Origin of the sequence: Occultella glacieicola (genome assembly GCF_004353825.1) — a bacterium.
Taxonomy (GTDB): Bacteria; Actinomycetota; Actinomycetes; order Actinomycetales; family Beutenbergiaceae; genus Occultella; species Occultella glacieicola.
Genome location: NZ_SMNA01000001.1, coordinates 108531 through 135280, shown reverse-complemented (window position 1 = coordinate 135280; position 26750 = coordinate 108531). Strand labels below are relative to the sequence as shown.

Here is a 26750-nt window from a genome sequence, read left to right as displayed (position 1 = left end):
CATGCGCCGTCTGAATGCGTTTCACGTGAAACGGCGACGGTTCCCACAGCACCCTCGATCCGGCCCACAGCACCGATCGCGGACCGCCGGCCATCCCTCTCGGTGACACCTCTACGACCACGGCGGCCACCTGTCGAATCGCCCCCAAACGCACCGCAGTCGAACGCGCGTTCCAACGGCGATGGCCGAGTATCTCCCTGACCAATCCGTCCGGACGGTGCCGAACCGCGCCGGCCGGCGCTTGGACCTACTTCCGGACTTCTACCACCATCGTGATCTCGCCGTCGCCGAGCAGGTCCACCTCGTGAACCGAGGTCGCCGTCACGCCCAGTTTCCGCAGTGCTGTGGCGGCATCGGCGAGTTCGGACTCCGCGCGGCGGCCCTTCTGTGCCAGCAGCACGCCACCACGAGACACCAAGGGCAGGGTCAGGCGGGCGAGTTTGCCCATGGCGGCCACGGCTCGCGCCGTCACCGCGTCGACCTCCAGCTTGCCGTGGAGTTCCTCCGCCCGAACCTGGTGCAGGGTCACGTTGTCCAGATCCAGTTCGTCCACGACCTCACCCAGCCACGCGATCCGTCGCTCCATCGGCTCGATCAGGTGCACGTCCAGATCGGGCCGCATCAGCGCCAGCACCACACCCGGCAGGCCGGCTCCCGAGCCGACGTCGGCCAGAGAACCCGACTCCGGGAGGAAGCCTGCCACCGCCGCCGAGTTCACCACATGCCGTGACCACAGCCGTGGCACCTCACGGGGGCCGATCAGCCCTCGCAACTCACCCTCGTCCGCCAACATCTCAGCGAACCGGGCCGCCCCCGACCATGCCAGTCCAAGCACGCGACGACTCGCGTCGTCGTCGACAACAACCTCCGCGGCGTCGCTGACGTCGCGGTCGTTCCCAGGACCGGTCGGCACCTCGGTGCTCAAGCCTGGGCAGGCGCGCGAACCACGACGTGACGCTTGGGCTCGACACCCTCGGAGTCACTCACCAGGGAGGCGGACGCCACCGTGTCGTGGATGACCTTGCGCTCGAACGGGTTCATCGCCGGAAGGGACACGTCGGCCCCCTCCGCCCGGGCGCGGTCGATGGCCTCCTGCGCGATCGCCGTCAGTTCCACCTTCCGAGCCTGACGGTGACCCGCGACGTCCAGCATCAGCCGACTCCGTTCACCGGTCTTGGCCTGCACTGCGAGCCTGGTGAGTTCCTGCAACGCATCCAGGACCTCACCGTCGGCACCGATGAGCCGGTTCAGGGACCGCGCGTCCTCGGACTCGGTCACGATCTCGACGGCGGCGCGCCCGTGGTCGACATCGATGTCGATGTCGCCGTCCAGGTCCGCGATGTCCAGGAGTTCCTCGAGGTAGTCGGCGGCGATCTCCCCCTCCTCCTCGAGCCGGTTGCTCGGCGCGACCTCATCGGGACCGGGCTGGGTCTCAACGACCGCGTCAGCCGGCGAGACTGCGGTCTCGATCTGGTTGGTCTCGTTCGTCATGATCGACCTCTCGGGCTGCGGAGCGCGTCTGGCGCTACTTCTTGGGCTTGGTGGACTTGGAGGGGGCCGGGGCGCCCGTTTCGGTCGCCGGCTCCACTTCGCTGGTCGTTCCGGGCGCCGGCGGTATCGCAGGCCGACCCCCGGACCGCTTGGCCCGCGGGCTGTTGCGCTTGGGCTGCTGACGCTGCCCACCGGGAACACCGTGGCCACCCGCCTCGATCTCGCCGGTTACGTCCTCCGGCCCGTGCACGCCGTCGTCCTCGAGGGACCGTCCGCGTCGCTTCGCCTTGCGCGCCTGTCGCTGCTGGTACGCCTTGTCCGCCTCAGACCCGGGGACGGGCGAGCGACGGATGACGAACCACTGCTGACCCATCGACCACAGGTTCGACGTCGACCAGTAGACGAGCACGCCGATCGGGAAGTTCACACCGGAGAACGCGAACACCAGCGGCAGGATGTACATCAGCATCTTCTGCTGACGTGCCATCGGGTTGTCCTGGGCCGCCGGCGGCATGTTCTTCATGGTCAGCTGGCGCTGGGTGAACAACGTCGTCGCCGACATGATGATGATCAGGGCCGCGGTCACCAGCTTCACGGCCAGGTCGTCCGAGCCGAGGAACGTCGAGGAGAGCGAAGCGCCGAAGATCTCCGAGGACTCCGCCTGCGCCGCGAGTTCCTGCGTCAGCGGACCGATGCTGTCGTTGACGTAGGTTCCCGTCGCCAGCGGCTCGAGCGAGCTCAGCACCCGGAACAGGGCGAAGAAGATCGGCATCTGCGCAAGGATCGGCAAGCAGGACGCGAACGGTGAGGTCCCGGCCTCCTTGTAGATGGCCATCATCTCCTGCTGCATGGCCTGGCGTGACGCCGGATCGGTCTTGCCCTTGTACTTCTTCTGCAGCTTCTGGATCTCCGGCTGAACGAGTTGCATCCCACGGGACGCCTTGATCTGCCGCACGAACAGCGGGATCAGCAGGATCCGGATGACCACCACCAGCGCGACGATCGAGAGCAACCAGGTCCAACCGCCGGCCGGATCCATGCCCAGCCAGGTCAACACGTCGTGCGCGCGGACCATGATCCACGCGACCGCCACCATGATCGGCGACAACAAGCTGTCGAAGAAGCCCATGAACTAGTAAATCTCCAATGTCAGGCGCGCGGCTGCGGGCCCATGCTGGCAGGTCCTGCGACGAGGGTACGTGCTCGCCGGTCCGGGCTGCGGTGAGGATGTCCGTGATCCATCTGGGATCGCCGGGGAGGTACATGGTCGACGCCACCGGCCGACCACGGATTGCACCGAAGGACTCGCCACACGGCCAGGCCGGTGCCCGCCAGCGGGCCACGCTTGCGCAGCGCGTCGATCGCGTACGTCGAGCAGCTCGGGTAGTACCGGCAGGTCGGGGCGAACCACGGCGACACGATCAGCTGATAGGCACGGACCCCACCCACGAGCAACCAGGTCAGCGGGTTGCGGACCGGGCGCCTCCGCGGCCGGGTGCCGGCCGACTCCGATGCCTCACCGCGCGGCTGCGTCATCGCTTCACCTCCGCGCGTGCGCTCCTGTCCAGACAACGCACGACGTCCCGTTCCAGTTCCGGGTAGCTCGCGATCGCCGCACCCGGCAACGCACGGACCACGACCGAAGTGCCGGGTGGCAACGCCTCCAGTCGAGCCGCCGTGACCGCCCGCAGCCGGCGCTTCACCAGGTTCCGCTGCACTGCGCCGCCGATCGCCTTCGACACGACAAAACCCACCCGAGCCGGCTCGGCTCGGGTGGATCCTCGGTAGTGCACCACCACGCGCGGCGTGCCGCTGCGGGCACCGGACCGGATCGCGTCGGCGAACTCGTCGCCGTGACGCATCCGGTGCTGTGCCGGCAGCACCGTGCTCAGGCGGACAGCGCGCTGCGGCCCTTGCGGCGACGAGCCGCCAGGATCGAGCGACCAGCGCGGGTGCGCATGCGCAGTCGGAAGCCGTGCACCTTGGCTCGGCGCCGGTTGTTCGGCTGGAAGGTCCGCTTGCTCACGGGAGTGCTCCAAAGATGTTGGGAAGGGCGCCATCACAGGGGAAGCAAGGCGCGATACCGCTCGAACCCGGACGCCTCCGGGCAGGAGGACGCGCGTGTCCATACGACTGATCCACGGTACGCGAGCCCGGGCAACCCGGTCAAACCCGCAGGAGAGGCCTTCCCCACACCACGGTGACGCGGCGTCGAGGCCCTGGCGCGGCCGACATCGGCCGACCGGCCCAGCGTGCCCCACTCGTCGGCACGACGCCGCCGGTCCGTCACGGCGGGTCACGGCGGAACGGCCCTCCAAGCGATCCACATGACTGTGGACGAGCGCTGGCATCGGCCGCCCGACGGGGTTAGGCTCGCACCTCCCGACGCTCTCGCCATCCCGTACCGTCCGCAGGATCCCGCGCCTCGTTGAACCACGATGGGTTGCACACAGACTGTGGATAGAGTTGTGGATGACGTCACCGCCGATGCTCCAACCATCTTTGTCGCAGGGGGTCATGTTGTCCGAATCGCCAGTTGACGCCGCGGCGCTCGGTCCCGCTTGGGCGCGCGCCATCGAGATCCTGACCGACCGGGGCGATCTCAGCGGGCCACATCTGGGCTTCATCCGGCTCACGAAACCACTCGGTGTCATCGACGACACGATCCTGCTGGCCGTCTCCAACGACTTCGCCAAGGAATTCATCGAGACCCGCGCACGGGAGTCCATCACCGCCGCCCTGTCCGCGGCCCTGACGCACAACGTGAAGGTCGCCGTCACCGTCGATCCCTCCCTCGAGGAGACGCTGACCCTGGACGACCCACCGCGACGACCCGACCCGGAGCCCGCCCACGAGACCCGGCCCGCACCCCGGCCGGCCACCAGGCCGGCGCCCCAACCGGACCACTACGCGACCGGTGTCGACCCGAACGCGCGCCTCAACCCGAACTACTCGTTCGACACGTTCGTGATCGGCTCCAGCAACCGATTCGCGCATGCGGCCGCGACCGCCGTCGCCGAGGCCCCTGCCAAGGCCTACAACCCGCTGTTCATCTACGGTCAGTCCGGACTCGGCAAGACCCACCTCCTACACGCCATCGGGCACTACGCGAAGAGCCTGTATCCCGGGATCAGGGTGCGGTACGTGAACTCCGAGGAGTTCACGAACGACTTCATCAACTCGATCCGCGACGACAAGGCGGAGGCGTTCCAACGCCGCTACCGCGAGGTCGAGGTCCTGCTCATCGACGACATCCAGTTCCTCCAGGGCAAGGAACAGACGATGGAGGAGTTCTTCCACACGTTCAACACCCTGCACAACGACAACAAGCAGGTGGTCATCACCTCGGACCTGCCGCCGAAGCTGCTCAATGGCTTCGAGGACCGGATGCGGTCGCGGTTCGAGTGGGGCCTGATCACGGACGTGCAGCCGCCTGACCTCGAGACCCGGATCGCGATCCTCCGGAAGAAGGCGGGCAGCGAGAGCCTGCAGGCCCCGAACGACGTCCTGGAGTACATCGCCTCCAAGATCTCCTCCAACATCCGCGAGTTGGAGGGCGCGCTGATCCGGGTCACCGCGTTCGCGAACCTCAACCGGCAATCCGTCGACCTCTCGCTCGCCGAGATGGTGCTCAAGGACCTGATCACCGACAACGACGGTGCCGAGATCACCCCGTCGTCGATCATGGCGCAGACGGCGACCTACTTCGGGGTGACGATCGAGGCGCTGTGCAGCGCCGACCGCTCGCGGGTCCTGGTCAATGCCCGGCAGATCGCCATGTACCTGTGCCGCGAACTGACCGACCTGTCGCTGCCCAAGATCGGGCAGCTGTTCGGCGGCCGGGACCACACCACCGTGATGCACGCCAACCGCAAGATCCGCCAGCAGATGGCCGAGCGGCGGTCCACGTTCAACCAGGTCACCGAGCTGACCAACCGCATCAAGCAGCAACAGCGCGGCTGACCTGCATCGGCCCTCCGGATGAACGCTCGGTGAAAACCGTGTCACCGAGCGGACGGGCACAGATTCACTCAGTGAGACGAATGCACAGTTGTGGACGAGCCTGTGGACAGCCGTGGAAACACGATCCGATTCCGTGGACGCAGCCACTGCCGACCGTGGACGGCCCCGAGTGCGTCGAGACCCATCCACAGCGTTCGCAGGGCCCTGTGCACGGCCACACCACCATCGGTCCACATGGCCACCGCCCGCCTGACCTGCGCAGACGTCGCTCATCCACAGGATCCACAGCACCGATGACGATGAACACCAAGGTTTCATGGGTCCAGGTGTGAACAACCAACATCTGCCAGATCGTCCGACCGGATCCTTCAAACCGACCCTCGAGCGCAGTCAACCTGCCCCGACCGGCCGGCCTCGACTACTGTCGGCAGGGCCGGCTCACCCGAGGCTCCCAGCAGCTCGGCACGGTTCGGGCCATGGTTCGAACCCGCGAACCTTGTCACTATGCTCTGAGGACCCACGAGAGCATCCACGCCGGGCCGCGCCGGGAATCGACGCAGGACCGCCGCGCACCACCAGATCAGGAGAGAGGCCGACATCGTGAAGTTCAGGGTTGAGCGAGATGTGCTGGCGGATGCCGTGACCTGGACGGCGCGCACCCTGCCCAGCCGTCCGTCGGTGCCGGTTCTTGCCGGTGTCCTGCTCGAGGCCAACACCGACGGCACGCTCGTGCTCTCCACCTTCGACTACGAGGTCTCGGCCCGATCCAGCATCGCCGCCGAGGTCGACGAGCCGGGCTCCGCGCTCGTCTCGGGCCGGCTGCTCGCGGAGATCTCGCGGGCGCTGCCGAACAAGCCGGTCGAGGTGAGCGTCGACGGGTCCAAGGTGGTCGTCGTCTGCGGTGCGTCGCGGTTCACGCTGCTCACGATGCCGGTCGAGGACTACCCCTCGCTGCCCGAGTTGCCGGACACGACCGGTTCCATCTCGGGTGACGCCTTCGCCCAGGCCATCTCGCAGGTCACGATCGCGGCCGGGCGGGACGAGACGTTGCCGCTGCTCACCGGCGTGCGAGTCGAGATCGAGGGTGACAAGGTCACGCTGTTGGCGACGGACCGGTACCGGCTGGCCATGCGCGAGGTCTCCTGGACCCCCGCCTCTCCGTCGGTGAACCGGGTCGCCCTGATCCGGGCGCGCACCCTCTCCGACGTTGCCAAGAACCTCAGTAACGCGGGCACGATCGACGTCGCCCTCGTCGAGAACGGTGACATCGTGGGCTTCGAGGCCGGCGGCCGCCGGACCACGTCCCTGTTGGTCGACGGCGAGTACCCGCCGGTCCGTCGGCTGTTCCCGGAGCAGACCACCACGCATACGGTGACGAGCACCGGCGAGCTCGTCGAGGCCGCCAAGCGGGTGGCCCTCGTGGCCGAACGGAACACCCCGATCCGGCTCTCCTTCAGCGAGGGCCAGGTCGTCCTCGAGGCCGGCCAGGGCGACGACGCCCAGGCGTCGGAGGTCCTGGAGTCCACGCTCGTGGGTGAGGACATCTCCACGGCATTCAACCCGCAGTACCTCCTGGACGGCCTCGGCGCCCTGGACACCCCGTTCGTACGGCTGTCCTTCACCCACGCCTCGAAGCCGGCGGTCATGACCGGCCAGGACAGCATCGACGGTGCCGACCACGCGGAGGAGTTCCGGTACCTGCTCATGCCGATCCGATTCGCGAGCTGACCGGGCCGCGACCAGACTGGGATCCACCACCGCCGGCCGAAGGAGATTCGCTCATGCACATCGGACTGATCGGGCTGGGCCGGATGGGCGGCAACATGCGCGACCGGCTGCGCAATGCGGGCCACGGGGTGACCGGATACGACCAGAACCAGGAGATCTCCGACGTCCCAGGGATCGCCGACCTGGTGGCTGCGCTCCCCGAGCAGCAGCGCATCGTCTGGGTGATGGTTCCCGCCGGGGAGATCACCGACACCGTGGTGGCACAGGTCGCCGAACACATGCGTGCCGGAGACGTCATCATCGACGGTGGGAACTCCAAGTTCAGCGACGACACCCGCCGCGCCGCGGAGCTGGGTGAACGCGGTATCGGGTACGTCGACGCTGGGGTTTCCGGTGGGATCTGGGGCCGGGAGAACGGCTACGGACTGATGGTCGGCGGCCCGGACGAGACCATCGCCACCCTGATGCCGATCTTCGAGGCGCTCCGCCCGGAAGGTCTCGCCGCGGAGGGCTTCGTGCACGCGGGGCCGGTCGGCGCCGGGCACTACGCGAAGATGGTCCACAACGGCATCGAGTACGGCGTGATGCAGGCGTACGCCGAGGGATACGAGATCCTCGCCGCGCGCGACGACCTGATCGACGACGTCGGGGCCATCTTCACCGCCTGGCAGAGGGGCACCGTGGTTCGCTCCTGGCTGCTCGAGCTCCTCGTGAAGGCGCTCAACGAGGACCCCGACCTGGACGACATCCGCGGATTCGTCGCCGACTCGGGCGAGGGGCGCTGGACCGTCCAGGAGGCCGTGGAACGCGCGGTCCCCGCCCCGGTCATCAGTGCCGCCCTGTTCGCGCGGTTCGACTCGCGCCAGGAGGACTCACCGGCCATGAAGGCCGTGGCCGCCCTGCGCCAGCAGTTCGGCGGGCACGCGACCAAGGCCGCGGCGGACGGCTAGACCCAGCCTCTCGATGTATGTCTCCGATCTCGCCCTGACCGACTTCCGGTCCTACGCACAGGTCGTCGTCGCCTTCGAGCCGGGGATCACCGCGCTGGTCGGCCCGAACGGCCAGGGCAAGACCAATCTCGTCGAGTCCCTCGGGTACCTGGCCACGTTCACCTCCCACCGGGTCGCCTCCGATGCCGCGCTGGTGCGCCGGGGCTCGTCCCGCGCGGTGATCCAGGCGAAGGTGGTGCGCTCGGGCCGGCCGGCAACGCTGGAACTCGAACTCGTCGCAGGAAAGGCGAACCGGGCCCGGATCAACCGGTCCGCGCTGCCGCGGGCGCGGGATCTGCTCGGTCGGCTCCGGACCGTGGTGTTCGCCCCGGAGGATCTCGCGCTCGTCAAGGGTGACCCGGACGGCCGCCGCCGGTTCCTCGATGAGCTCCTGGTGCTCCTGAGTCCGAAGCTGGCCGGGGTCCGCTCCGACTACGAGCGCGTGATCAAGCAGCGCAACGCCCTGCTGAAGTCCGCGGGCACCAGCCGCCGTGCCGGGTCCGGGCCCGACCTGCGCACGCTCGATGTGTGGGACGAGAAGGCGGCCACGGCCGGCGCCCAGCTGATCGCCGCCCGGGTCACCGCGGTCCGCGGGCTGCGCCCGCACGTCGAGAGCGCCTACGAGCGGGTCAGTTCCGCGCAGAGCGCCGCGGAGCTGGGGTACCGGTCGAGCCTGGAGCAGACGATGTCCGACGGCGACCGGGCGCCGGGCGCAGCGGTGACGGCCGAGGAGTCGCTCACCAATGCGCACCTCGTCCAGGCTCGGCTCCTGGACGCGATGTCCCGCCTGCGGCCGAAGGAGATCGAGCGGGGAGTGTCCCTCGTGGGCCCCCACCGTGACGACCTCGAGCTGCAGCTCGGCGGACTGCCCGCGCGTGGGTACGCCAGCCATGGCGAGTCCTGGTCGCTGGCGCTCGCCCTGCGCCTCGCCTCCTACGAGTTGCTGCGCGCCGACACCGACTTCGAGAGCGACGGCGAACCCGTGCTGATCCTCGACGACGTGTTCGCCGAACTCGACAACCGCCGTCGGGCTCGCCTGGCCGACCTGGTCGCCGACGCGGAGCAGGTGCTGATCACCTCGGCCGTCGCCGAGGACGTACCCGAGGGCCTGGCCGGCGCTCGGTACGACGTGATGGACGGTGCGGTCACCCGTGTCCGCTGACCTGCCCGAGGGCGGCCGGGCCGCTCCGGAGGACGGGTCACCGAGGGCTTCGGCAGCCCCGGCGGCCGAGGAGCCCGACGTCGACGCGGCGGCGAGGAGTGCGCTCGCCCGTGCCCGGGACGCCGCCCGGGCCAAGGGTCTGGCCCCCGGTGGCACCGGCAGTGCCGGCAGGGCCGGCCGGCGCGGGCGTGGGACGGTGGCGACGCCGGCGCCGGGGCACGGGACGGGGCGCGATCCGCGGATGATCGGCTCCGCCCTCGAGTCCCTGCGGGGTCAGCTCGGGTGGAACCAACCGCTGTCGATCGGGGGCGTGGTCGGTCGATGGCGGGAGGTGGTCGGCGACCAGATCGCCGATCACTGCGAGCCGGAGACGTTCGACGAGGGGGCTCTCGTGGTGCGGGCCGACTCGACTGCGTGGGCCACCCAGATCCGCCTGCTGCTGCCCCAGTTGGAGCGCCGCCTCGCCGAGGAGGTCGGCGACGGGGTGGTCACGTCGATCCAGGTGCTCGGGCCGGGCGGCCCGAGCTGGCGGAAGGGCCCCCGTTCGGTGCGGGGGCGTGGGCCGCGCGACACCTACGGCTGATCGGGTCCCTGCACTTACCTGCCCTCGACCTGCACTCCGACCTGCGCTCGACCTCGTGACCACCTTCCTGCCGCCCTCCTGACGGGCTGCACGGGACCCGGTCCACAGCGTCCCTCGGGTGCCTTGTCCCCAGACCACGACACGCTGTGGATAACTTCTGTGGATATTCGGAGTTCTCGCGGATTCGGAGTAGAATCGAGCGACCGTCCGGGGGCAAGTGGTTCAAACGCCTGTGGTCCTGGGCCGGCACGCAGGCACCTCACTCAACCGAGCGGTGCCGCGCGCGTGCCTCGATGACGATGAGGAGAGCCAGAAGAACGTGGCTGACGACACAACTGAGCCGGCAACCGAAGCACAGAACTCGGGGCCCACGAGCTACGACGCCAGCAATATCACGGTCCTGGAGGGACTCGAGGCGGTGCGCAAGCGCCCCGGCATGTACATCGGCTCGACCGGTGAGCGGGGACTGCACCACCTCGTGTACGAGGTGGTCGACAACTCGGTCGACGAGGCACTGGCCGGATACTGCGACCACATCGACGTGACCCTGCTGGCTGACGGCGGCCTCCGGGTCCGTGACAACGGTCGCGGGATCCCTGTGGACGTGGTGGAGTCCGAGGGCAAGCCGGCCGTCGAGGTCGTGCTGACCGTGCTGCACGCCGGGGGGAAGTTCGGCGGTGGTGGCTACGCCGTCTCCGGTGGGCTGCACGGCGTCGGCGTCTCCGTGGTGAACGCACTGTCGGGACGTCTCGACGTCGAGGTTCGTCGCCAGGGCAGCGTGTGGCGACAGAGTTACGGCGACGGCGTCCCGATGGCCCCCCTGGCCAGGGGTGAGGACACCGAGGACACCGGTACCACCGTCACTTTCTGGCCGAACGACGACATCTTCGAGACGACCCAGTTCGACTACGAGACGCTGCGGGCCCGGTTCCAGCAGTACGCGTTCCTGAACAAGGGCCTGGGTATCTCGCTGACGGACGAGCGGGTGGTCGCCGAGGACACCGGCGACGAGGTGGCCGGCCCTTCCGAGGACACCGCTGTGGAACAGGCCGATGAGCACTCCCGGTCGGTCACCTACCGGTACGACGGCGGCCTCGTCGACTACGTGAAGCACCTCAACGCAGCCAAGCGCACCGAGATGGTCCACCCGGAGATCATCGACTTCGAGTCCGAGGACACCGAGCGCAAGATCTCCCTCGAGATCGCGCTGCAGTGGACCGGCGCCTACTCCGAGAGCGTGCACACCTACGCGAACACGATCAACACCTCGGAAGGCGGTACGCACGAGGAGGGTTTCCGGTCCGCGTTGACCACGCTGATCAACCGGTACGCCCGCGAGAAGAACCTGCTCAAGGAGAAGGACGACAACCTCACCGGTGAGGACATCCGCGAGGGCCTCACCGCCGTCATCTCCATCAAGCTCGGCGAGCCGCAGTTCGAGGGTCAGACGAAGACGAAGCTCGGCAACACCGAGGCCCGCACGTTCACCCAGAAGGTTGTGTTCGACCAGCTCGGAGGCTGGCTCGAGTCCCACCCGGCCGAGGCCCGGGACGTGATCCGGAAGTCGATCCAGGCCTCGGCGGCCCGGATGGCGGCCCGCAAGGCCCGCGAGGCCACCCGCCGCAAGGGCCTGCTCGAGGGCGGCGGTATGCCGGGCAAGCTGCGCGACTGCTCTAGCCGCGACGCCACGATCTCCGAGATCTTCATCGTCGAGGGGGACTCGGCCGGCGGCTCGGCCGTGCAGGGACGAAACCCCGAGACCCAGGCGATCCTGCCGATCCGCGGAAAGATCCTGAACGTCGAGAAGGCGCGGATCGACAAGGCCCTCGCGAACATGGAGGTCCAGGCGCTGATCACGGCGTTCGGCACCGGTTTCGGCGAGGACTTCGACATCACGAAGCTGCGCTATCACAAGATCGTGCTGATGGCCGACGCCGACGTCGACGGTCAGCACATCGCCACGCTGCTCCTGACGCTGTTGTTCCGGTACATGCGCCCCCTCATCGAGCGCGGGCACGTATATCTGGCGATGCCGCCGCTGTACCGGCTGAAGTGGACGAACTCGCCGCACCAGTACGTGTACTCGGACCGGGAGCGCGACGCCCTCGTGGCCGAGGGCCTGGCGAAGAACCACCGCCTCCCGAAGGACGGCGGGATCCAGCGGTACAAGGGTCTCGGCGAGATGGACTATCGGGAGCTCTGGGAGACCACGATGGACCCGGCCACCCGCACCCTGCGCCAGGTGACCATCGGCGAGGCGGCCGGAGCCGACGAGATCTTCTCCATCCTGATGGGCGAGGACGTCGAATCGCGCCGGTCCTTCATCCAGCGCAACGCCCGTGACGTGCGCTTCCTGGACGTCTGAGTAAGGAAACGAACGTGAGCGAGCAACCACCCATGCCCCCGACCGGTCCGAACGACGACTCCGGCGCGGACGCCGTCGTCACCCACGACCGCATCGAACAGGTCGACCTCCAGCTCGAGATGCAGAGGTCCTACCTCGACTACGCGATGAGCGTGATCGTCGGGCGGGCACTGCCCGAAGTCCGCGACGGGCTCAAGCCGGTGCACCGTCGGATCATCTACGCGATGTTCGATGGTGGATACCGGCCGGACTCGGCGTTCTCGAAGTGTTCACGCGTGGTCGGCGACGTGATGGGTCAGTTCCACCCACACGGCGACACCGCCATCTATGACGCGATGGTGCGCCTGGTCCAGCCCTGGTCGCTGCGCTACCCGTTGATCAACGGGCAGGGCAACTTCGGCTCACCCGGCAACGACCCGGCCGCGGCACCCCGGTACACCGAGTGCAAGATGGCGCCGCTGGCCATGGAGATGGTCCGCGACATCGAGAAGAACACCGTCGACTTCGGTGACAACTACGACGGTCGCACCCGCGAGCCGGTCGTGCTGCCGGCACGGTTCCCGAACCTGCTCGTCAACGGTTCGTCGGGGATCGCCGTCGGGATGGCCACGAACATCCCTTCGCACAACCTGCGTGAGGTTGCCGACGGCGTGCGCTGGCTCCTGGACAACCCCGGCGCGAGCGCCGAGGACCTCCTGGAGGCCCTGCTGCAGCGGATCAAGGGCCCGGACTTCCCCACCGGCGCGCAGATCCTGGGCCACCGCGGCATCGAGGACGCCTACCGGACCGGTCGGGGCTCGATCACGATGCGGGCCGTGGTCGAGGTCGAGGAACTCCAGGGCCGTACCTGCCTCGTGGTCTCCGAACTGCCCTACCAGGTGAACCCGGACAACCTCGCCGCCAAGATCGCCGATCTGGTCCGGGACGGCCGGGTGCAGGGCATCGCCGACATCCGCGACGAGACCTCCGGGCGCGCCGGGCAGCGACTCGTGATCGTCCTCAAGCGGGACGCGATCGCGAAGGTCGTGCTGAACAACCTGTACAAGCACACGCAGCTGCAGGACACGTTCGGCGCGAACATGCTCGCCCTGGTCGACGGGGTGCCGCGCACGCTCAGCCTGGACGCCTTCATCCGGCACTGGGTGCACCACCAGATCGACGTGATCGTGCGGCGGACCGAGTGGCTGCTGCGCCGCGCGGAGGACCGCATCCACATCCTGCGCGGTCTCATCAAGGCGCTCGACGCCCTGGACGAGGTCATCGCCCTGATCCGGGCCTCGCGCACCGTCGAGGTCGCCCGCACCGGGTTGATGGAGCTGCTGGAGATCGACGAGATCCAGGCGAATGCCATCCTGGAGATGCAGCTGCGCCGGCTCGCAGCCCTCGAGCGGCAGAAGATCCTCGACGAGTTCGCCGCCATCGAGGCCGAGATCGCCGACTACAAGGACATCATCGGCTCCGAGGCGCGGCAGCGGGACATCGTCGGCGCCGAGCTCGACGAGATCGTGGCCCGCTACGGTGACGAGCGCCGCACGACGATCCTGCCGTTCGACGGCGAGATGTCGATGGAGGACCTGATCCCCGAGGAGGACGTGGTCGTCACGATCACCCGCGGTGGATACGCCAAGCGCACCCGCACCGACAACTACCGCCAGCAGCACCGGGGCGGCAAGGGGGTGCGCGGCGCACAGTTGCGCGGTGACGACATCGTCGATCACTTCGGCGTGACCACGACGCACCAGTGGCTCCTGTTCTTCACGAACTTCGGCCGGGTCTATCGGGCGAAGGCGTACGAGCTGCCGGAGGGGGGCCGTGACGCGAAGGGCCAGCACGTCGCGAACCTGCTGGCCTTCCAGCCCGACGAGCGGATCGCGCAGGTCCTGGCGATCCGCGACTACGAACAGGCCGAGCACTTGGTGCTCGCCACCCGGAGCGGTCTGGTCAAGAAGACCCGGCTCAGCGAGTACGACTCCACCCGGACCGGCGGCGTGATCGCGATCAATCTGCGCACCGACGCCGAGGGCAACCCGGACGAGGTGGTCTCGGCGCGGCTCGTGAACTCCGATGACGACCTGCTGCTCGTCTCCCGCAAGGGGCAGTCGCTCCGGTTCACTGCGACCGACGACGCGCTCCGGCCGATGGGACGCGCCACGTCCGGGGTCACCGGGATGAAGTTCCGCGGCGACGACTCGCTGCTCTCGATGGACGTGGTCCAGCCCGGCAGCGACCTGTTCGTGGTCACCGAGGGCGGCTTCGGCAAGCGCACCCGCGTGGACGAGTACCGGGTCCAGGGACGTGGGGGACTTGGCATCAAGGTGGCGAACCTCGTGGAGGCCCGCGGGGATCTGGTGGGCGCGCTGATCACCGGGCCGCAGGATGAGGTCCTGGTGATCATGGAGCGGGGCAAGATCGTGCGTGTTCCCGTCTCGGAGGTGAACCTCACCGGACGAAACACCCAGGGTGTGACGTTCGCCAAGCCGGACAACGGCGACCGGATCATTGCGATCGCCCGGAATGTCGAGGCCGTGGTCGAGGAGGTGGTCGTCGAGTCGGACGTCACGGCCGAGCCCGAGGAAGCGGCGCAGTCCCCCGATGGCGTACCGTCTTCGGGTGAGCACGGCGGCGCGGCCGCCGACGCCGCCGACGGCGAGCAGGAAGGCAGCTGATGACCGAGAACACCCAGGGGAACACCACGGGTGCACCGGTGCGCACCTCGACCCGGACCACCCTGGGTGGCCAGGCCCAGGGAGAACGGCCGCCGAGCATCCGGCCCGCCGGCGACGCGAAGACCGGCGCCGTGCGGCTCGAAGCAGGTGCCGAGGCTCCGCCGCAGCGCAAGAGCGCAACGCAGCCGGGCTCGGGGAGGACCGGCGGCAGGCCGACCACGTCGAGCCAGCCGACCTCCGGCCCGCGCCGGGTCCGCCTGGCGATCTCCCGGATCGACCCGTGGTCGGCGATGAAGATCTCGTTCCTGCTCTCGATCGCGGTCGGGATCGGGATCGTCGTCGCGACCGCCGTCGTCTGGGGTGTGCTGAACGAGATGGCGGTGTTCGCGAGTATCGAGGGGATCATCAACGACGCCGAGGCAGGCGACGTGTTCGGTCCGCTCCTGGAGTACCTCGAGTTCTCCCGCGTGATCTCCGTGGCGACCGTGGTGGCGGTCGTCGATGTGGTTCTGCTCACAGCCCTGAGCACGCTCGGAGCCTTCGTGTACAACATTGTCGCCGCAATGGTGGGCGGACTGCACCTCACGCTCACCGACGACTGAGTTTCGCGTTTTGGCTCTGGCCCCGCGCCTGAGGTAGTCTCACTCCGGCGCCCCCGCGTGGAACTGCGGGGATCCGGGCCTATAGCTCAGTCGGTTAGAGCGCTTCCCTGATAAGGAAGAGGTCGCTGGTTCGAGTCCAGCTAGGCCCACGTTCGGCGGATCTGGAAGGTGGCAGGTCATGAAGAAGTTCCTCACGGTCGCGGCAGTGGCCGTCGCCGGCTACGTCCTCTGGCGGAAGTTCGCCGCGGACCGCACCGAGCGGGATCTGTGGGCCGAGGTCACCGACCCGCTGCCCTGAGCCGATCCGGCCCGGACAACTTCACACGGGGCCATGGCGCAATTGGTAGCGCACCTGCTTTGCAAGCAGGGGGTTGCGGGTTCGAGTCCCGCTGGCTCCACCCAGGTACCGCAACGGTCCCCGCTTCCGGAAATGCCGCGCTGAGCCTCTGGACCTGCCTCTGGACCTGACTCGGATCCGCGTGGCACCCTCGAGGGATGTGTCGAAACATTCGCCCCCTGCACAACTTCGAGCCGCACGCGACGTCCGGCGAGGTGCACGACGCCGCGCTCCAGTTCGTCCGCAAGATCAGCGGGATGAACAAGCCGTCCCAGGCCAACGCCGAGGCGTTCGACCGGGCCGTCGCCGAGATCACGCACATCACCGAGCACCTGCTCGCCGACCTGGTCACCACGGCGCCCCCGAAGAACCGCGAGGAGGAAGCCGCGAAGGCCAAGGCGCGCTCCGAGAAGCGGTTCCCGCGGGAGCCCGCAGCGGCCGCCTCCTGAGCATGCCCCGCTCGCGACACTGACGGTGGTGGACGCCGATCGGCCGTCCACAGGGAGCCCGACGGAGGTCGCGCAACCACGTGAGACTGGTGGTCCGACGCGCCGCGACCGGCGGTGCCCCGGGGATGGGGAGCTCATGAGACCACCGCCCGAGCACCGACCTGCACCACAGGACCCGACGCCGTCCGGGCGGAGCCTCGGTGCGCTGGAACAGGAGCGGGACCGGACCCTCAGCGGAATGCTCGGCGCGGTCCTGGTGATGCTGGCGGCCTTCGACCTCGCCATGCTCGCCCTGACCGTGCTGACGCCGGGTGTCTGTCAGGGCTATCGGTGCGACCCGAGAGTGACACTGCTGACGATGGCATCCATCCCGGTGGTCGCGCTGGTCGGCATCGTGACGTCGCAGTCCCGACGCCGGAGCGGCCACCGCGGTGCCAGCGCCGTGGCGATCGCGCTTGCACTCGTCCTGCTGCTCGGCGCGATCGCCGTCAGCAACTGACCGGCCGACCGGGCGCCGGCAATGCTCACCGTGTCCACCGACCCGCTACGGCCGGGGCGGGATCACCCCGGCGATGCCGGCCCGGACCAACCGCTCGACGTCCTCGCCGATCGGTGCGGGCAGCCGGTCGAGCGGCCACCAGCGGACGTCCTCGGACTCGTCGCTGACCACGGGCGCCGAGCGCCCCGCCGGATCCACGGCGACGAACCGTAGATCGAGATGTTCGGCGCAGGCCGAGTACTGGCTCGCGGGCAGGGCGTGCCGGTCCAGGTCCACCAGGTCACCGAGCTCCAGGCCGACCAGCCCGGACTCCTCCCTGGTCTCCCGCGCGGCCGCTCCCCGGACCGAGCGGTCCTCGGGCTCGACATGGCCTCCGAAGGGGAGCCAGATCCCGATCTTCGCGTGCAGGGTGAGCAGGACCTGGGAACGGTCGGCGTCAAGGACGAGGCAGCTGGCCGTCAGGTGTACTCCGGTGCCGTGTCGCCACATGGCCCGGGGTTCGGCGGCCAGGACCGCCAGGAACTCCCGTCGAAGGGAGTCCTGCGGGGCATTGGGGGCCGTCCACCCCTCCAACAGGCTGGTCGCGTCCTCGTGCAATCTGGCGTACGGGGCAGGAACGGTGGTCAGGGCACTCTCCCCATGCTCGCGGGACTGTCGACGGCATGCCGTCCAGCACCGGACGGGCTCGCCCGCCGTTGCTGCGCCCACAACCGTAGCGCGCAACGCCAGACCTGCCTCACGAGGCGTGGCGCCGGCAGCGGCCGACGTGCGTGCCGTCCGGGCAGCCGGGCGCGGGCTCCCGCCCGGGCCCTGACCCGTCAGGACGACGCCGGCCGCCAGCCGGCCGAGCGGACCCGGGCCTCATGGCCGGTCGCGACCAGGGCCGCGCGGGCCCGGGGATCGATCCAGATCGGCGCGTCGGGCCGGAACGGCAGGATCTCCAGGGTCAGGGTCAGCGCAGCCGTCGGGGCCACGCACGCTCGCTCCCGCAGGTCTGCGGCGGTGATCTCCCAGGCTGCCCCGGAGAAGAACTGGTCCGCGAGCAGGCGCCGCTCGCCCCCGTCGCCGGCCCATGCCCGGAGCACGTCCCCGGTCCACTCGAGGCGCAGGAGCCCGTCGCCGACGGGCACGTCGATCGCGAACCGGGCGGCCCCCGTGAAGTCCACGTCGTGCGGTGCCGACGCCCGGTCGTTGTCGGCCGAGCGTGGCGGCGCCGGCGCGCTCGGCGCCGTGAGGGCCGTGACCGGCACCGCGGACCAGTCCGTAACGTCCGCCGGGGCGGCTCCCCGCGTGCTTCCCGAACCCACCCACACCGGGTCCGTCACGGGCCCGACCGGGTCTTCGGCGTCCAGGAACTCGTCCAGGGCCACGGGCTCGAGGACCACGATCTCCAGCGTGATCTCACCGGTGTCGACCACGAGGGGCGGGCTGTCCGCCGGGACCGGGACCACCACCTCGCGGGGACCACGACCCGGAACCGGTGTGGCGCCGTCGGCTGCGGTCGTCGCCCCCGGCGGCAGGTCGAGGGCGAACCGGGGTTCGACGCCCGGGGTGCTGACGAAGACCAGCCGCACCGCTCCCGGCCCACCCGAACCGCCAACCCGGGCGACCGGCTGCGCCGTCGCCCACCGGATCCGGATCCCGGACTCGTCGAGGTTGAACGGCCAGTAGAAGTACGCCCCGGTGCCGATGTCGACCGCGGGCCACGCCACCGTGCCCGAGTCGGTGTCGACCTCGAAGCCGACACCGGGGTGCGCGGGCAGAGGCTCGTGCGGCTGATGGTTCGTGACGAACAGGAACCCGCTGTCGCCGTCGGTGCGCACCGCCCACCGCAGCGTCCGAGCGGACCCGCTTCCGCCGTCGGGCACCGGTAGTACCGACACCATCGGTGCCAGCCGCGTCCCGAAGTCGGCCAGGAACCGGTGCTGGCGGCGCAGCAGGGGCAGCGACGGCCGCACCTGGCCGGCGGATCCGATCGGGGCACCGAAGTCGTAGTCGAACTCCGGCAGGTCGTTCGGGTAGCCGGTCGCGTGCGACTCCTGGAGTCCGCGGACCGGCGGGTTCAGGCCACCGTGGAACATGTAGTAGCCCTGCCAGATCGAGCCCGACCCTAGTTTCGTCAGCGCCACCGCGGCGACGTCGTCGGCGTCGACGAGCGGGCGACGGTGATATGCGGTGGCCATCCCGGAACCCAGCTCACAGGTCGCGACCGGGTACGGATCGGGTGCCGGGAAGCGCCGGTGCGTGGACGTCGACTCCGGCCGCGCCGTCGGCATCACGTCCGCCCCGATCGAGGTGTCGTCGAACATGTGCGTGTAGGTGAACTGGGACCGGCAGCCTGCGCTCCACGGCTCGGCCGCGGAGGTCCAGAACGACTCGGAGTACCCGCCGTACAGGGGCAGGAAACCCTGCGTCGGCAGGACGGCGCCGTTCCACGCGGTCATCGTCCACAGCGGGGCCCGCAGCCCGACCTCCTCGGCGATCCCGCGCAGGGTGAGCAGGTGATCGGGCGCGTCCGCGAGCTCGTTCTCCACCTGGATGCCGACGATCGGGCCGCCGGAGGCCGCGTCCAGTCCCTGGAGCTGCTGCGCGATCGCGGCGTACCAGCGACGAACCTCGGCCAGATAGCCCGGGTCGTCGGTCCGGATGTGCCAGGGGCCGTGCTGCACCCAGTCCGGGAGTCCGCCGTTGCGCGCCTCACCGTGCGCCCAGGGGCCGATCCGGACCAGCACGTCGAGCCCCGCCCGCGCGGCCAGGTCGACGAAGTGCCGGATGTCGCGACCACCGGTGAAGTCCGGGGCGGCGTCTCGTTCCGGCTCGTGGTGCAGCCAGAACAGATAGGTGGCCACCGTGTTCAGCCCGGCGGCCCGCAGCCGGGCCAGCTCGGCGGCCCAGGTGGCACGTGGTGACCGGGTGAAGTGGAACTCGCCCGAGATCGGGATCCACGGCACGCCGTCCCGCTCGAGGTGCGATCCGAGCACGGTGATCCCGGCGCCGCCGGGCAGGACGGGCTCGGCGAGGGCGCGGGCCGGTCGGGCCGGTCGGGCCGGTCGGGCATCGAGGCGGAGATGATTCCGTGGCGCGCTCACGGAAGGGGACCCTACCCGGGTGCATCGGTCCCGTCAGGCGCCCCGCCGGGCCCGTTTGGACGCGTTCACATCCGTTCCGGTGCGGCGATCCCGAGCAGGTCGAGACCGGTGGCCAGGGTGCGCCGGGTCAGGTCCACGAGCGCGAGTCGGCGATCCCGGACGGTGCCCTCCGAAGCGAGCACCGGGCACGACTCGTAGAAGTCCGTGAACGCCCTCGAGAGCTCGTACAGATAGCCGGCCAGCCGGTGCGGCTCGAGATCGACGGCCACCTCCGCGAGCACGTCCGCGAACGTGTCCAGGGTCAGGATCAGGTCGCGCTCGGCGGGCTCGAGCGAGGTCTCGACGGCGGCCGGCACCTGTTCCGGGACCCTCAGCCCGCGCTCGGTCGCCCGGCGCAGGATCGAGACCATCCGGGTGTGCGCGTACTGCAGGTAGACGCCGGTGTTGCCGTTGAACGCCGTCATCCGGGCGACGTCGAAGACGTAGTCCTTGACCCGGGAGCCGGACAGGTCGGCGTACTTCACCGCACCGATACCGGCCTGCTCGGCGATCAGCTGGAGCGCCTCGTCATCGACCTCCGTGCCCTTGGCCCCGGCACCCTCCCGGACCACGGTGAGGGCTGCGGCGACCGCGTCGTCGAGCAGGTTCATCAGCCGCACGGTGCCGCCGGAGCGGGTCTTGAAGGGCTTGCCGTCGGCGCCGAGGACGCTACCGAACGGCACGTGCAGGGCCTGCACACGCTCCGGGTCCAGCCAGCCGGCCCGACGCGCGGCCTCGAACACGAGCCGGAAGTGCAGGGCCTGACGGGAGTCCACCAGGTACAGGATCCGATCGGCGCCGAGGTCGCGGATGCGGTACCGGATCGTGGCCAGGTCCGTGGTGTCGTAGCCGTACCCGCCGTCCCGCTTGCGCACCATGAGCGCGACGGGTTCGTCATCCGGTCCGGTCACCTCCTCGGACAGGACCACCAGGGCGCCGTCGCTCACGACCGCGATGCCGGCCGCCTCGAGTTCGTCAGCGACGCCGTCGAGCATGTCGTTGTAGAAGGACTCGCCGGCCGAGTCCTCCTCCGTCAGCTGGACACCGAGGCGCGCGTACACCTCGTCGAAGGCGTACTGCGACTCCTTCACGATGTCGCGCCAGGTGGCGAGCGTCGCCTCGTCGCCGGCCTGCAGCGCGACCACCCGCGCCCGGGCCCGGTCGGCGAAGTCCGGGTCGGCGTCGAACACCGCACGGGCCGCCTTGTAGAGCCCGTCGAGCGCGGACACGGTCGAGGCGTTCTCACCGTCGGCGTCCGTGGCGGTGATCTCCGTATGCCGCCAGGGCAGCTCCGGGTGCTCGTCGATGTACTGGATCAGCATGCCGAACTGCGTGCCCCAGTCGCCCAGGTGGTTCTGGCGCACCACGTCCGAGCCGAGGAAGGTCAGGATCCGGGCCAGCGCGTCACCGATCACCGACGAGCGCAGATGGCCGACGTGCATCTCCTTGGCGATGTTCGGGCCCGAGTAGTCGATCACCGTGCGCACGCCGGCGGCGGAGGCGGGCACCCCCAGGCGGTCGTCGGACCGCCGAGCCTCGACCTGCCGCCAGAGTGCGGCATCGGTGAGGGTCAGGTTCAGGAAGCCGGGGCCGGAGATCTCCACCTGCCCGACGACGTCCCCCACGTCGATCTGTCCGGCGACGGACTCGGCGACCTCGCGCGGCTTCGCGCCGACCTTCTTCGCGAGCGCGAGTGCGGCGTTCGCCTGGCGGTCGGCGTGGTCGCTCGGGCGGATCAGCGGGTCGGCACCGCGCTGGGCGGGGTAGGCCGCCGCGATGGCGTCACCGAGGGCATCGGTGAGCTGGGTCTGCAGGGAGGCGACGGCGGTCGCGCCGGAATCAGTCGTGGAGTCGGACACGGGTGCCATTGTTCCACCCGCGCGTGCCGGCGTCGGCGCTGGACGGCACGAGGCCCCGCACACGCCGGGTGTGCGGGGCCTCGCGTGCTGCGCGTGGGCGTCAGGTGTTCTTGGCGTCGTCCGCCTTGTCCTGCACGTCCTTCGCGGCGTCCTTGGCCGTGTCCTTGACCTCCTCGGTCTTGTCCGCAGCCGAGTTCGCCGCCTCGTTCGCCTTGTCGGCAGCCTGGTTCCTGGCCCGGGTGGCCTTCTCAGCGACCTGGTCCTTCACCTCGCCGGCCTTCTCGGCGACCTGGTCCTTCACCTCGCTGGCCTTGTCCGCGGCCTGGGCGGTCGCGGCCTTGGCGTCCTCGGCGACGTGCTTCGCCTTCTCGGCGACGGTCGCCGCAGCGCCCTCGCCAGCGGCGGGAGCGGCGACGGCGTCGTCCCAGTACTCCTCGGCCCATGGGTCGTCGACCGGCTGGGTCCGGCGCCAGATCAGCACCCCGGCCCCGGCGACCGCGCCGGCCACGAGGACCCAGCCGATGGTCTTGCCGACCTTGCTACCGCCCTTGGCCTTCTTCTCCTGCTCGGCGACCGCTGCCGCGGCAGCGTCCAGAGCGGCGTTCGCCTTGACCTGCAGGTTGTCCGACCCGCTCTGCGCCGCCTTGGCGGCCTCCTCCATCGCGGCGATCACCCGGGGGATCACGTCGTCGACGATCTTGTCGTGCGCGGTGTCGACGACGTCCTTGGAGCGTTCGGCGTAGTCGGCCACCACCGGTGCGGCAGCGGTCACGCCCGTGCGCCACGCCTTGTCAACGCGAGGACCGGCCCACTCGAGTGCTGCCTCGACCTTCGGTGTTGCCCAGTCCTTGCCCTGGTCGGCCAGCTGACGCGCCGCCTTGCCGGCCTCCTCGGCCTGCTCGCGGAGCTGCTCGGTGTTGATCTTGTCCTTGCGCGACATATGTCTCCCCTAGTTCCCTTCCCGCGGGTGTCCACGGAAGATCGGATGCGGATCGTCTGCGTTGATGCGTCTATCGTGCCACCCGTAGGGACGATACGCATATGTCCTGGGTGCTGTGCTCCCCAACGGCTCGTCGACCCGAGCCGCCGGCGCCCCGGTAACGCAGCGCAGGCCGAGGGTGCGAGGATGGGGCCATGGACGCCATTCTGCACACGACCGCCGGCGACATCGTCGTCGAACTCCTGCCCAACCACGCGCCGAAGACGGTGAAGAACTTCACCGACCTGGCCACCGGCGCCGGAACCTGGACGCACCCGGAGACCGGGGAGTCCAGCAACGAGCCGCTGTACAACGGCACGATCTTCCACCGCGTCATCCCGAACTTCATGATCCAGGGCGGCGACCCGCTGGGCACCGGCCGCGGTGGCCCCGGGTACGCCTTCGATGACGAGATCCACCCCGAACTCCACTTCCGCGAGCCGTACGTGCTCGCCATGGCGAACGCCGGGATCCAGATGGGCCGTGGCACCAACGGCTCGCAGTTCTTCATCACGACGGCGGCGACCACCTGGCTGCAGGGCAAGCACACCATCTTCGGGAAGGTGAAGGACCCGGCCTCGACCGCCATCGTCGACGCCATCGGTGCGGTCTCCACGGACCCGCGGAACGACCGTCCGGTCGAGGACATCGTGATCAACTCGATCGAGATCGTCGACTGACCGCTCGATGACCGCCTACCCGCCCGCGCCGCCGCCCGGGCAGCCCGGCCAGCCCGGGCCACCGGGTGCGGGCGGCGGCCCGCCGGTGTGCCCGCGCCACCCGGAACGGGTCGCCTACGTTCGGTGTCAGCGGTGCGGGCGCCCGGCCTGCCCGGAGTGCCAGCGGCCCGCAGCGGTCGGTGTGCACTGCGTGGACTGCGTGCGCGAGGAGGCGCGCGCGGTCCGACCGCGGACCACGGTGCTCGGTGCCCGGGTGGGCCCCGACAACCGGCCTGTCGTCACGATCACGATCATCGCGATCTGCGTCGTGCTGTTCGTCGCGGACTACGTGAGTCCGACGCTGCGGATGAGGCTGATCTTCGCGCCGGTGCTCGGCGAGGTCGAGCCGTACCGGATGATCACCACCGCGTTCCTGCACGCGGGGATCGTGCACCTGCTCTTCAACATGTACGCCCTGTGGATCGTCGGTCCGTTCCTGGAACAGATGCTGGGCCGGTGGCGCTTCATCGCGCTGTATCTGCTCAGCGCCTTCGGTGGCAGCGTGGCGGTGATCGCGCTGGCCGGCGATCAGGTCTGGAACATCCCGACGGTCGGGGCGTCCGGTGCCGTGTTCGGGTTGTTCGCGGCGATCGCGGTGGTGCTGCGCCGGACCGGCCGAGAGGCCCGGCAGATCCTGGTCGTCATCGCGATCAATGTGGTGATCGGGTTCGTGATCCCGGGGATCTCCTGGCAGGCGCACCTCGGCGGGCTGCTCACCGGCGCGGCTCTCGGCGCGCTCTTCGCCTACCTGCCGAAGAAGGAACGAACCCGCGGCGCCATCGCCGGCGTCGCCCTGGTCGCGGCGATCCTGATCGGGATCACCATGGCCGTCTACGCCTGATCCCAGCCGTCTGACGTCCAGGCCTCCCGCCCGGGGCCGCCCCGCCGCCCCTGCCATCCCTTCTCGCGGCGACCCGAGGTCGACCTTCCAACGGTTTCAACGCCGCTTTGAAGCGTTACGAAGTGACCTCCCGTCCCGCGGTGGTGCCGGGTGGGAGGGATGTCGCTCGGCTGTGGTGAGGGTGCTGTTGTGGTTGCCATTTCGGCACTCTCGGCAGCTGGTGGGTGGTGGGGTGCCGCTCGGCTGGGGTGAGGGTGCTGTGGTGGTCGCCACTTCGGCACTCTCGGGCGGCGAGGTGGGCCGGCATCGGGCGTCGAACGTGCGTCCACAGGGTTGTTCACACCTGTGGAACTACATCGGTGTAAGTATCCACAGGTGACTCCACAGGTGTGGAAATGACACGGCTGTAGTTCTCCACAGCTGTGTGCACACCTGGGGATAACGGGCCATCTGCGAGGCCGGGAAACGGCGAAGGCCGTCCCACCCGGTATCGGGGGGACGGCCTCGGAGGGGAGTGTGGGGCGCGGTTCAGCGCCAGCGCATCGTCATCACGAACCCGATCATCATGATCGCGAAGCCGATGCCGAGGTTCCAGGCACCGATGCCCGGGATCGGGCCGGCCGACTCCATCAGGTACGTGACCACCACGTACACGAGGCCGACGATGAGCAGGGTCACCATCGTGGGCGCCCACCAGCGGGGGTTCGGCTTCACCGCGCTCGAGGCCGGCGGTGGGGTGTAGGCCGGCTTCTTGCGGGACCTGGACTCGGGCATGGTGACTCCTCGGGTGGTGAACTCCCGCCAATCCTAATGCGGTGGGCCACCTACAATCGAACACATGAGGACTCCCGACCGCCCGCCGCGCATGTCACGCCTGCGCGGACGGTCGATCGGAGTCGGCCTGGTGGGGGTCCTCGCTGGCCTGATGTTCGCCACGAGCGCGTCAGTGTTCGCTCAGGACACCGAGCGCCAGCCGCAGAACCTCCCGGAGCTGGTACAGGACGAGGAGGCCCGGCTGCAGGAGACGAACGCCGCGGTGACGCAGCTGCGCGCCGAGGTCGACGCACTCCTGAGTGAGCAGTCGGCCGCGATGCCGGAGGTGGCCGCGAGCGACTCGGTGGCCCTCGCGGCCGGCCGCCTCGCCGTCACGGGGCCAGGCGTGGAGGTGTCGCTGTGGGACTCCCCGCTCGTCCAGGACGTCCCGGAGGGGTTCAGTCCCGATGACCTGGTGGTGCACCAGCAGGACCTGGAGGCCGTGATCAACGCCTTCTGGGCCGGTGGCGCCGAGGCCATGACCGTGCAGGGCCACCGGGTCACCGCGACCACCTCGATCCGGTGCGTCGGCAACGTCCTCCTCCTCGACGGCTACACATACTCCCCGCCCTACCGGATCGCCGCCATCGGGGACTCCGACGAACTGGAGTCCGCCCTCGACGACTCCTCGGCCGTCGGCATCTACCGGCAGTACGTGGATGCCGTGGCGCTCGGCTGGTCCATGACCGTCGAGGACGAGATCGAGGCCCCGGGTGACGAGGGCAATCTGAGCACCCGGTACGCCCGGGTCCCAGGTGGCGACCCGATCAGCCTCGAGGTGCCCAGCACCGACCCGAACGGGCCGCAGTGACCAGCGCCCCGCCGTCGACGTCCACGGCCGACGAGGCCGCACCGCCACCGGGCCGGCGGCGCGCCCCGGTGGGTTCGAGGATCCTCGGGGGCGTCGGCGAACTTCTGATCACGGCCGGGGTGCTGCTCGGACTGTTCGTCGTCTGGCAGTTGTGGTGGACCGACGTCGAGGGCGAGCAGCAGGCCGCCAGTGCCGTCGCCGAGCTCGAGGAGTCTCTTCCGCCCGTACCCGAGGTGGCCGGCACGCCCCGCACGGACACCCCCCCCGTCGAAGTGGCCGCGGCCGCGGCCGAGGTGTTCGCGACGCTGTACGTCCCGGACTGGGGCACCGACTACGCGCAACCGATCGCGGAGGGCGTCGACCGCCCGACGGTGCTGGACGCGGGCCGGGTGGGCCACTACCCGGAGACCGCGCAGGTCGGGCAGGTCGGGAACTTCTCCGTGGCCGGACACCGCCAGACCTACGGCAAGCCGTTCTACTCGATCGACACCCTCGCGGCCGGCGACGAGATCATCGTGAGGACCGCGCAGGCCTGGTACGTCTACGAGGTCACCACCAGCGAGGTGGTCCGACCCAGCGAGGTCGAGGTCATCGCCCCGGTGCCCGGCGACCCCGAGGCGGTCGCCACCGAGGAGATGCTGACCCTGACCACCTGCCACCCGCTCTGGTCGACCCGGGAGCGGTATATCGTGCACGCGCACCTGGATCACTGGATCCCGCTCACCGACGGCCTGCCGGCCGCCCTGCTACCGGAGGGGTCCTAGCG

The 26750-nt window shown here is 69.6% G+C and carries 26 protein-coding genes and 2 tRNA genes; 17 read left to right on the top strand and 11 right to left on the bottom strand.

Features of this window, described 5'->3' with window-relative positions; translation table 11 throughout:
• Positions 1-247 precede the first annotated feature (247 nt).
• The 6 genes from rsmG to rpmH form a co-directional block, all read right to left on the bottom strand.
• Positions 248-835: a 16S rRNA (guanine(527)-N(7))-methyltransferase RsmG gene (rsmG, locus tag EXU48_RS00645; protein WP_235856758.1), complete on the bottom strand. Its 588-nt coding sequence runs from the start codon at positions 833-835 to the stop codon at positions 248-250.
• Between the two features lie 86 nt (positions 836-921).
• A complete protein-coding gene (locus tag EXU48_RS00640) occupies positions 922-1491 on the bottom strand; it encodes a Jag family protein (RefSeq protein ID WP_133105653.1) in 570 nt (189 codons plus the stop codon).
• A 34-nt stretch (positions 1492-1525) separates the two neighbouring features.
• Positions 1526-2620 carry a membrane protein insertase YidC gene (yidC, locus tag EXU48_RS00635; RefSeq protein WP_133105652.1) on the bottom strand — a complete coding sequence of 365 codons (1095 nt, stop codon included), beginning with the start codon at positions 2618-2620 and terminating at the stop codon, positions 1526-1528.
• 20 nt (positions 2621-2640) lie between these two features.
• A complete protein-coding gene (yidD, locus tag EXU48_RS00630) occupies positions 2641-3027 on the bottom strand; it encodes a membrane protein insertion efficiency factor YidD (protein WP_133105651.1) in 387 nt (128 codons plus the stop codon).
• On the bottom strand, positions 3024-3374 hold the full coding sequence (gene rnpA / locus EXU48_RS00625) for a ribonuclease P protein component (RefSeq protein WP_133105650.1): 351 nt from the start codon (positions 3372-3374) through the stop codon (positions 3024-3026). Before rnpA ends, yidD begins: the two co-directional genes overlap by 4 nt.
• Positions 3375-3379: 5 nt before the next feature.
• Positions 3380-3517: a 50S ribosomal protein L34 gene (rpmH, locus tag EXU48_RS00620; RefSeq protein WP_133105649.1), complete on the bottom strand. Its 138-nt coding sequence runs from the start codon at positions 3515-3517 to the stop codon at positions 3380-3382.
• 491 nt (positions 3518-4008) lie between these two features.
• Here rpmH and dnaA point away from each other — a divergent pair, with 491 nt between their 5' ends.
• The 13 genes from dnaA (at position 4009) to EXU48_RS00560 (ending at position 16834) form a co-directional block, all read left to right on the top strand.
• The gene (gene dnaA / locus EXU48_RS00615; RefSeq protein WP_133105648.1) at positions 4009-5454 is read left to right on the top strand and encodes a chromosomal replication initiator protein DnaA; all 1446 of its coding nucleotides are present in this window, start codon (positions 4009-4011) and stop codon (positions 5452-5454) included.
• A 600-nt stretch (positions 5455-6054) separates the two neighbouring features.
• Positions 6055-7182: a DNA polymerase III subunit beta gene (gene dnaN, locus EXU48_RS00610; RefSeq protein WP_133105647.1), complete on the top strand. Its 1128-nt coding sequence runs from the start codon at positions 6055-6057 to the stop codon at positions 7180-7182.
• A gap of 53 nt (positions 7183-7235) precedes the next feature.
• Entirely contained in the window at positions 7236-8132 is an 897-nt protein-coding gene (gnd, locus tag EXU48_RS00605; protein ID WP_133105646.1) for a phosphogluconate dehydrogenase (NAD(+)-dependent, decarboxylating), read from the top strand.
• 13 nt (positions 8133-8145) lie between these two features.
• The gene (gene recF, locus EXU48_RS00600; protein WP_133105645.1) at positions 8146-9333 is read left to right on the top strand and encodes a DNA replication/repair protein RecF; all 1188 of its coding nucleotides are present in this window, start codon (positions 8146-8148) and stop codon (positions 9331-9333) included.
• Positions 9323-9916: a DUF721 domain-containing protein gene (locus EXU48_RS00595; RefSeq protein ID WP_235856757.1), complete on the top strand. Its 594-nt coding sequence runs from the start codon at positions 9323-9325 to the stop codon at positions 9914-9916. Before recF ends, EXU48_RS00595 begins: the two co-directional genes overlap by 11 nt.
• A gap of 319 nt (positions 9917-10235) precedes the next feature.
• Positions 10236-12281 (top strand): DNA topoisomerase (ATP-hydrolyzing) subunit B, encoded by a 2046-nt coding sequence (gyrB, locus tag EXU48_RS00590; RefSeq protein ID WP_133105644.1) that lies wholly within the window; start codon positions 10236-10238, stop codon positions 12279-12281.
• Between the two features lie 32 nt (positions 12282-12313).
• Complete coding sequence (gene gyrA, locus EXU48_RS00585; protein WP_133106048.1) at positions 12314-14947, top strand: DNA gyrase subunit A; 2634 nt, start codon at positions 12314-12316, stop codon at positions 14945-14947.
• Positions 14947-15549: a DUF3566 domain-containing protein gene (locus tag EXU48_RS00580; RefSeq protein WP_133105643.1), complete on the top strand. Its 603-nt coding sequence runs from the start codon at positions 14947-14949 to the stop codon at positions 15547-15549. The genes gyrA and EXU48_RS00580 overlap by 1 nt, the downstream gene beginning before the upstream one ends.
• Positions 15550-15624: 75 nt before the next feature.
• A tRNA-Ile gene (locus EXU48_RS00575) sits at positions 15625-15698 on the top strand.
• Positions 15699-15727: 29 nt separating this feature from the next.
• Positions 15728-15847 carry a DLW-39 family protein gene (locus EXU48_RS24870; protein ID WP_210768443.1) on the top strand — a complete coding sequence of 40 codons (120 nt, stop codon included), beginning with the start codon at positions 15728-15730 and terminating at the stop codon, positions 15845-15847.
• A 27-nt stretch (positions 15848-15874) separates the two neighbouring features.
• A tRNA-Ala gene (locus EXU48_RS00570) sits at positions 15875-15947 on the top strand.
• A 97-nt stretch (positions 15948-16044) separates the two neighbouring features.
• Entirely contained in the window at positions 16045-16335 is a 291-nt protein-coding gene (locus EXU48_RS00565; protein WP_133105642.1) for a DUF2277 domain-containing protein, read from the top strand.
• Between the two features lie 136 nt (positions 16336-16471).
• Entirely contained in the window at positions 16472-16834 is a 363-nt protein-coding gene (locus EXU48_RS00560) for a hypothetical protein (RefSeq protein ID WP_133105641.1), read from the top strand.
• Between the two features lie 45 nt (positions 16835-16879).
• Here the strand turns inward: EXU48_RS00560 and EXU48_RS00555 are convergent, their stop codons facing one another.
• From EXU48_RS00555 to EXU48_RS24365, 4 genes are all read right to left on the bottom strand, one after another.
• Entirely contained in the window at positions 16880-17431 is a 552-nt protein-coding gene (locus EXU48_RS00555) for an NUDIX hydrolase (protein ID WP_235856756.1), read from the bottom strand.
• Positions 17432-17652: 221 nt separating this feature from the next.
• On the bottom strand, positions 17653-19923 hold the full coding sequence (locus tag EXU48_RS00550; protein WP_133105640.1) for a beta-galactosidase: 2271 nt from the start codon (positions 19921-19923) through the stop codon (positions 17653-17655).
• A gap of 65 nt (positions 19924-19988) precedes the next feature.
• Positions 19989-21821: an arginine--tRNA ligase gene (argS, locus tag EXU48_RS00545; protein WP_235856755.1), complete on the bottom strand. Its 1833-nt coding sequence runs from the start codon at positions 21819-21821 to the stop codon at positions 19989-19991.
• Between the two features lie 100 nt (positions 21822-21921).
• Positions 21922-22761, bottom strand: a complete 840-nt coding sequence (locus EXU48_RS24365) for a hypothetical protein (RefSeq protein WP_165962634.1) — start codon at positions 22759-22761, stop codon at positions 21922-21924.
• A gap of 194 nt (positions 22762-22955) precedes the next feature.
• On the opposite strand from EXU48_RS24365, the gene EXU48_RS00535 reads away from it, so the two are divergent.
• The gene (locus EXU48_RS00535; RefSeq protein ID WP_133105638.1) at positions 22956-23480 is read left to right on the top strand and encodes a peptidylprolyl isomerase; all 525 of its coding nucleotides are present in this window, start codon (positions 22956-22958) and stop codon (positions 23478-23480) included.
• Between the two features lie 190 nt (positions 23481-23670).
• Complete coding sequence (locus EXU48_RS00530; protein ID WP_328591614.1) at positions 23671-24360, top strand: rhomboid family intramembrane serine protease; 690 nt, start codon at positions 23671-23673, stop codon at positions 24358-24360.
• A 528-nt stretch (positions 24361-24888) separates the two neighbouring features.
• On the opposite strand, the gene EXU48_RS00525 is transcribed toward EXU48_RS00530, so the two are convergent.
• A complete protein-coding gene (locus EXU48_RS00525) occupies positions 24889-25134 on the bottom strand; it encodes a cell division protein CrgA (protein WP_133105636.1) in 246 nt (81 codons plus the stop codon).
• Between the two features lie 64 nt (positions 25135-25198).
• Here EXU48_RS00525 and EXU48_RS00520 point away from each other — a divergent pair, with 64 nt between their 5' ends.
• Positions 25199-25984 (top strand): DUF881 domain-containing protein, encoded by a 786-nt coding sequence (locus EXU48_RS00520; protein WP_133105635.1) that lies wholly within the window; start codon positions 25199-25201, stop codon positions 25982-25984.
• Entirely contained in the window at positions 25981-26748 is a 768-nt protein-coding gene (locus tag EXU48_RS00515; protein WP_133105634.1) for a class E sortase, read from the top strand. The genes EXU48_RS00520 and EXU48_RS00515 overlap by 4 nt, the downstream gene beginning before the upstream one ends.
• Positions 26749-26750: the final 2 nt, after the last annotated feature.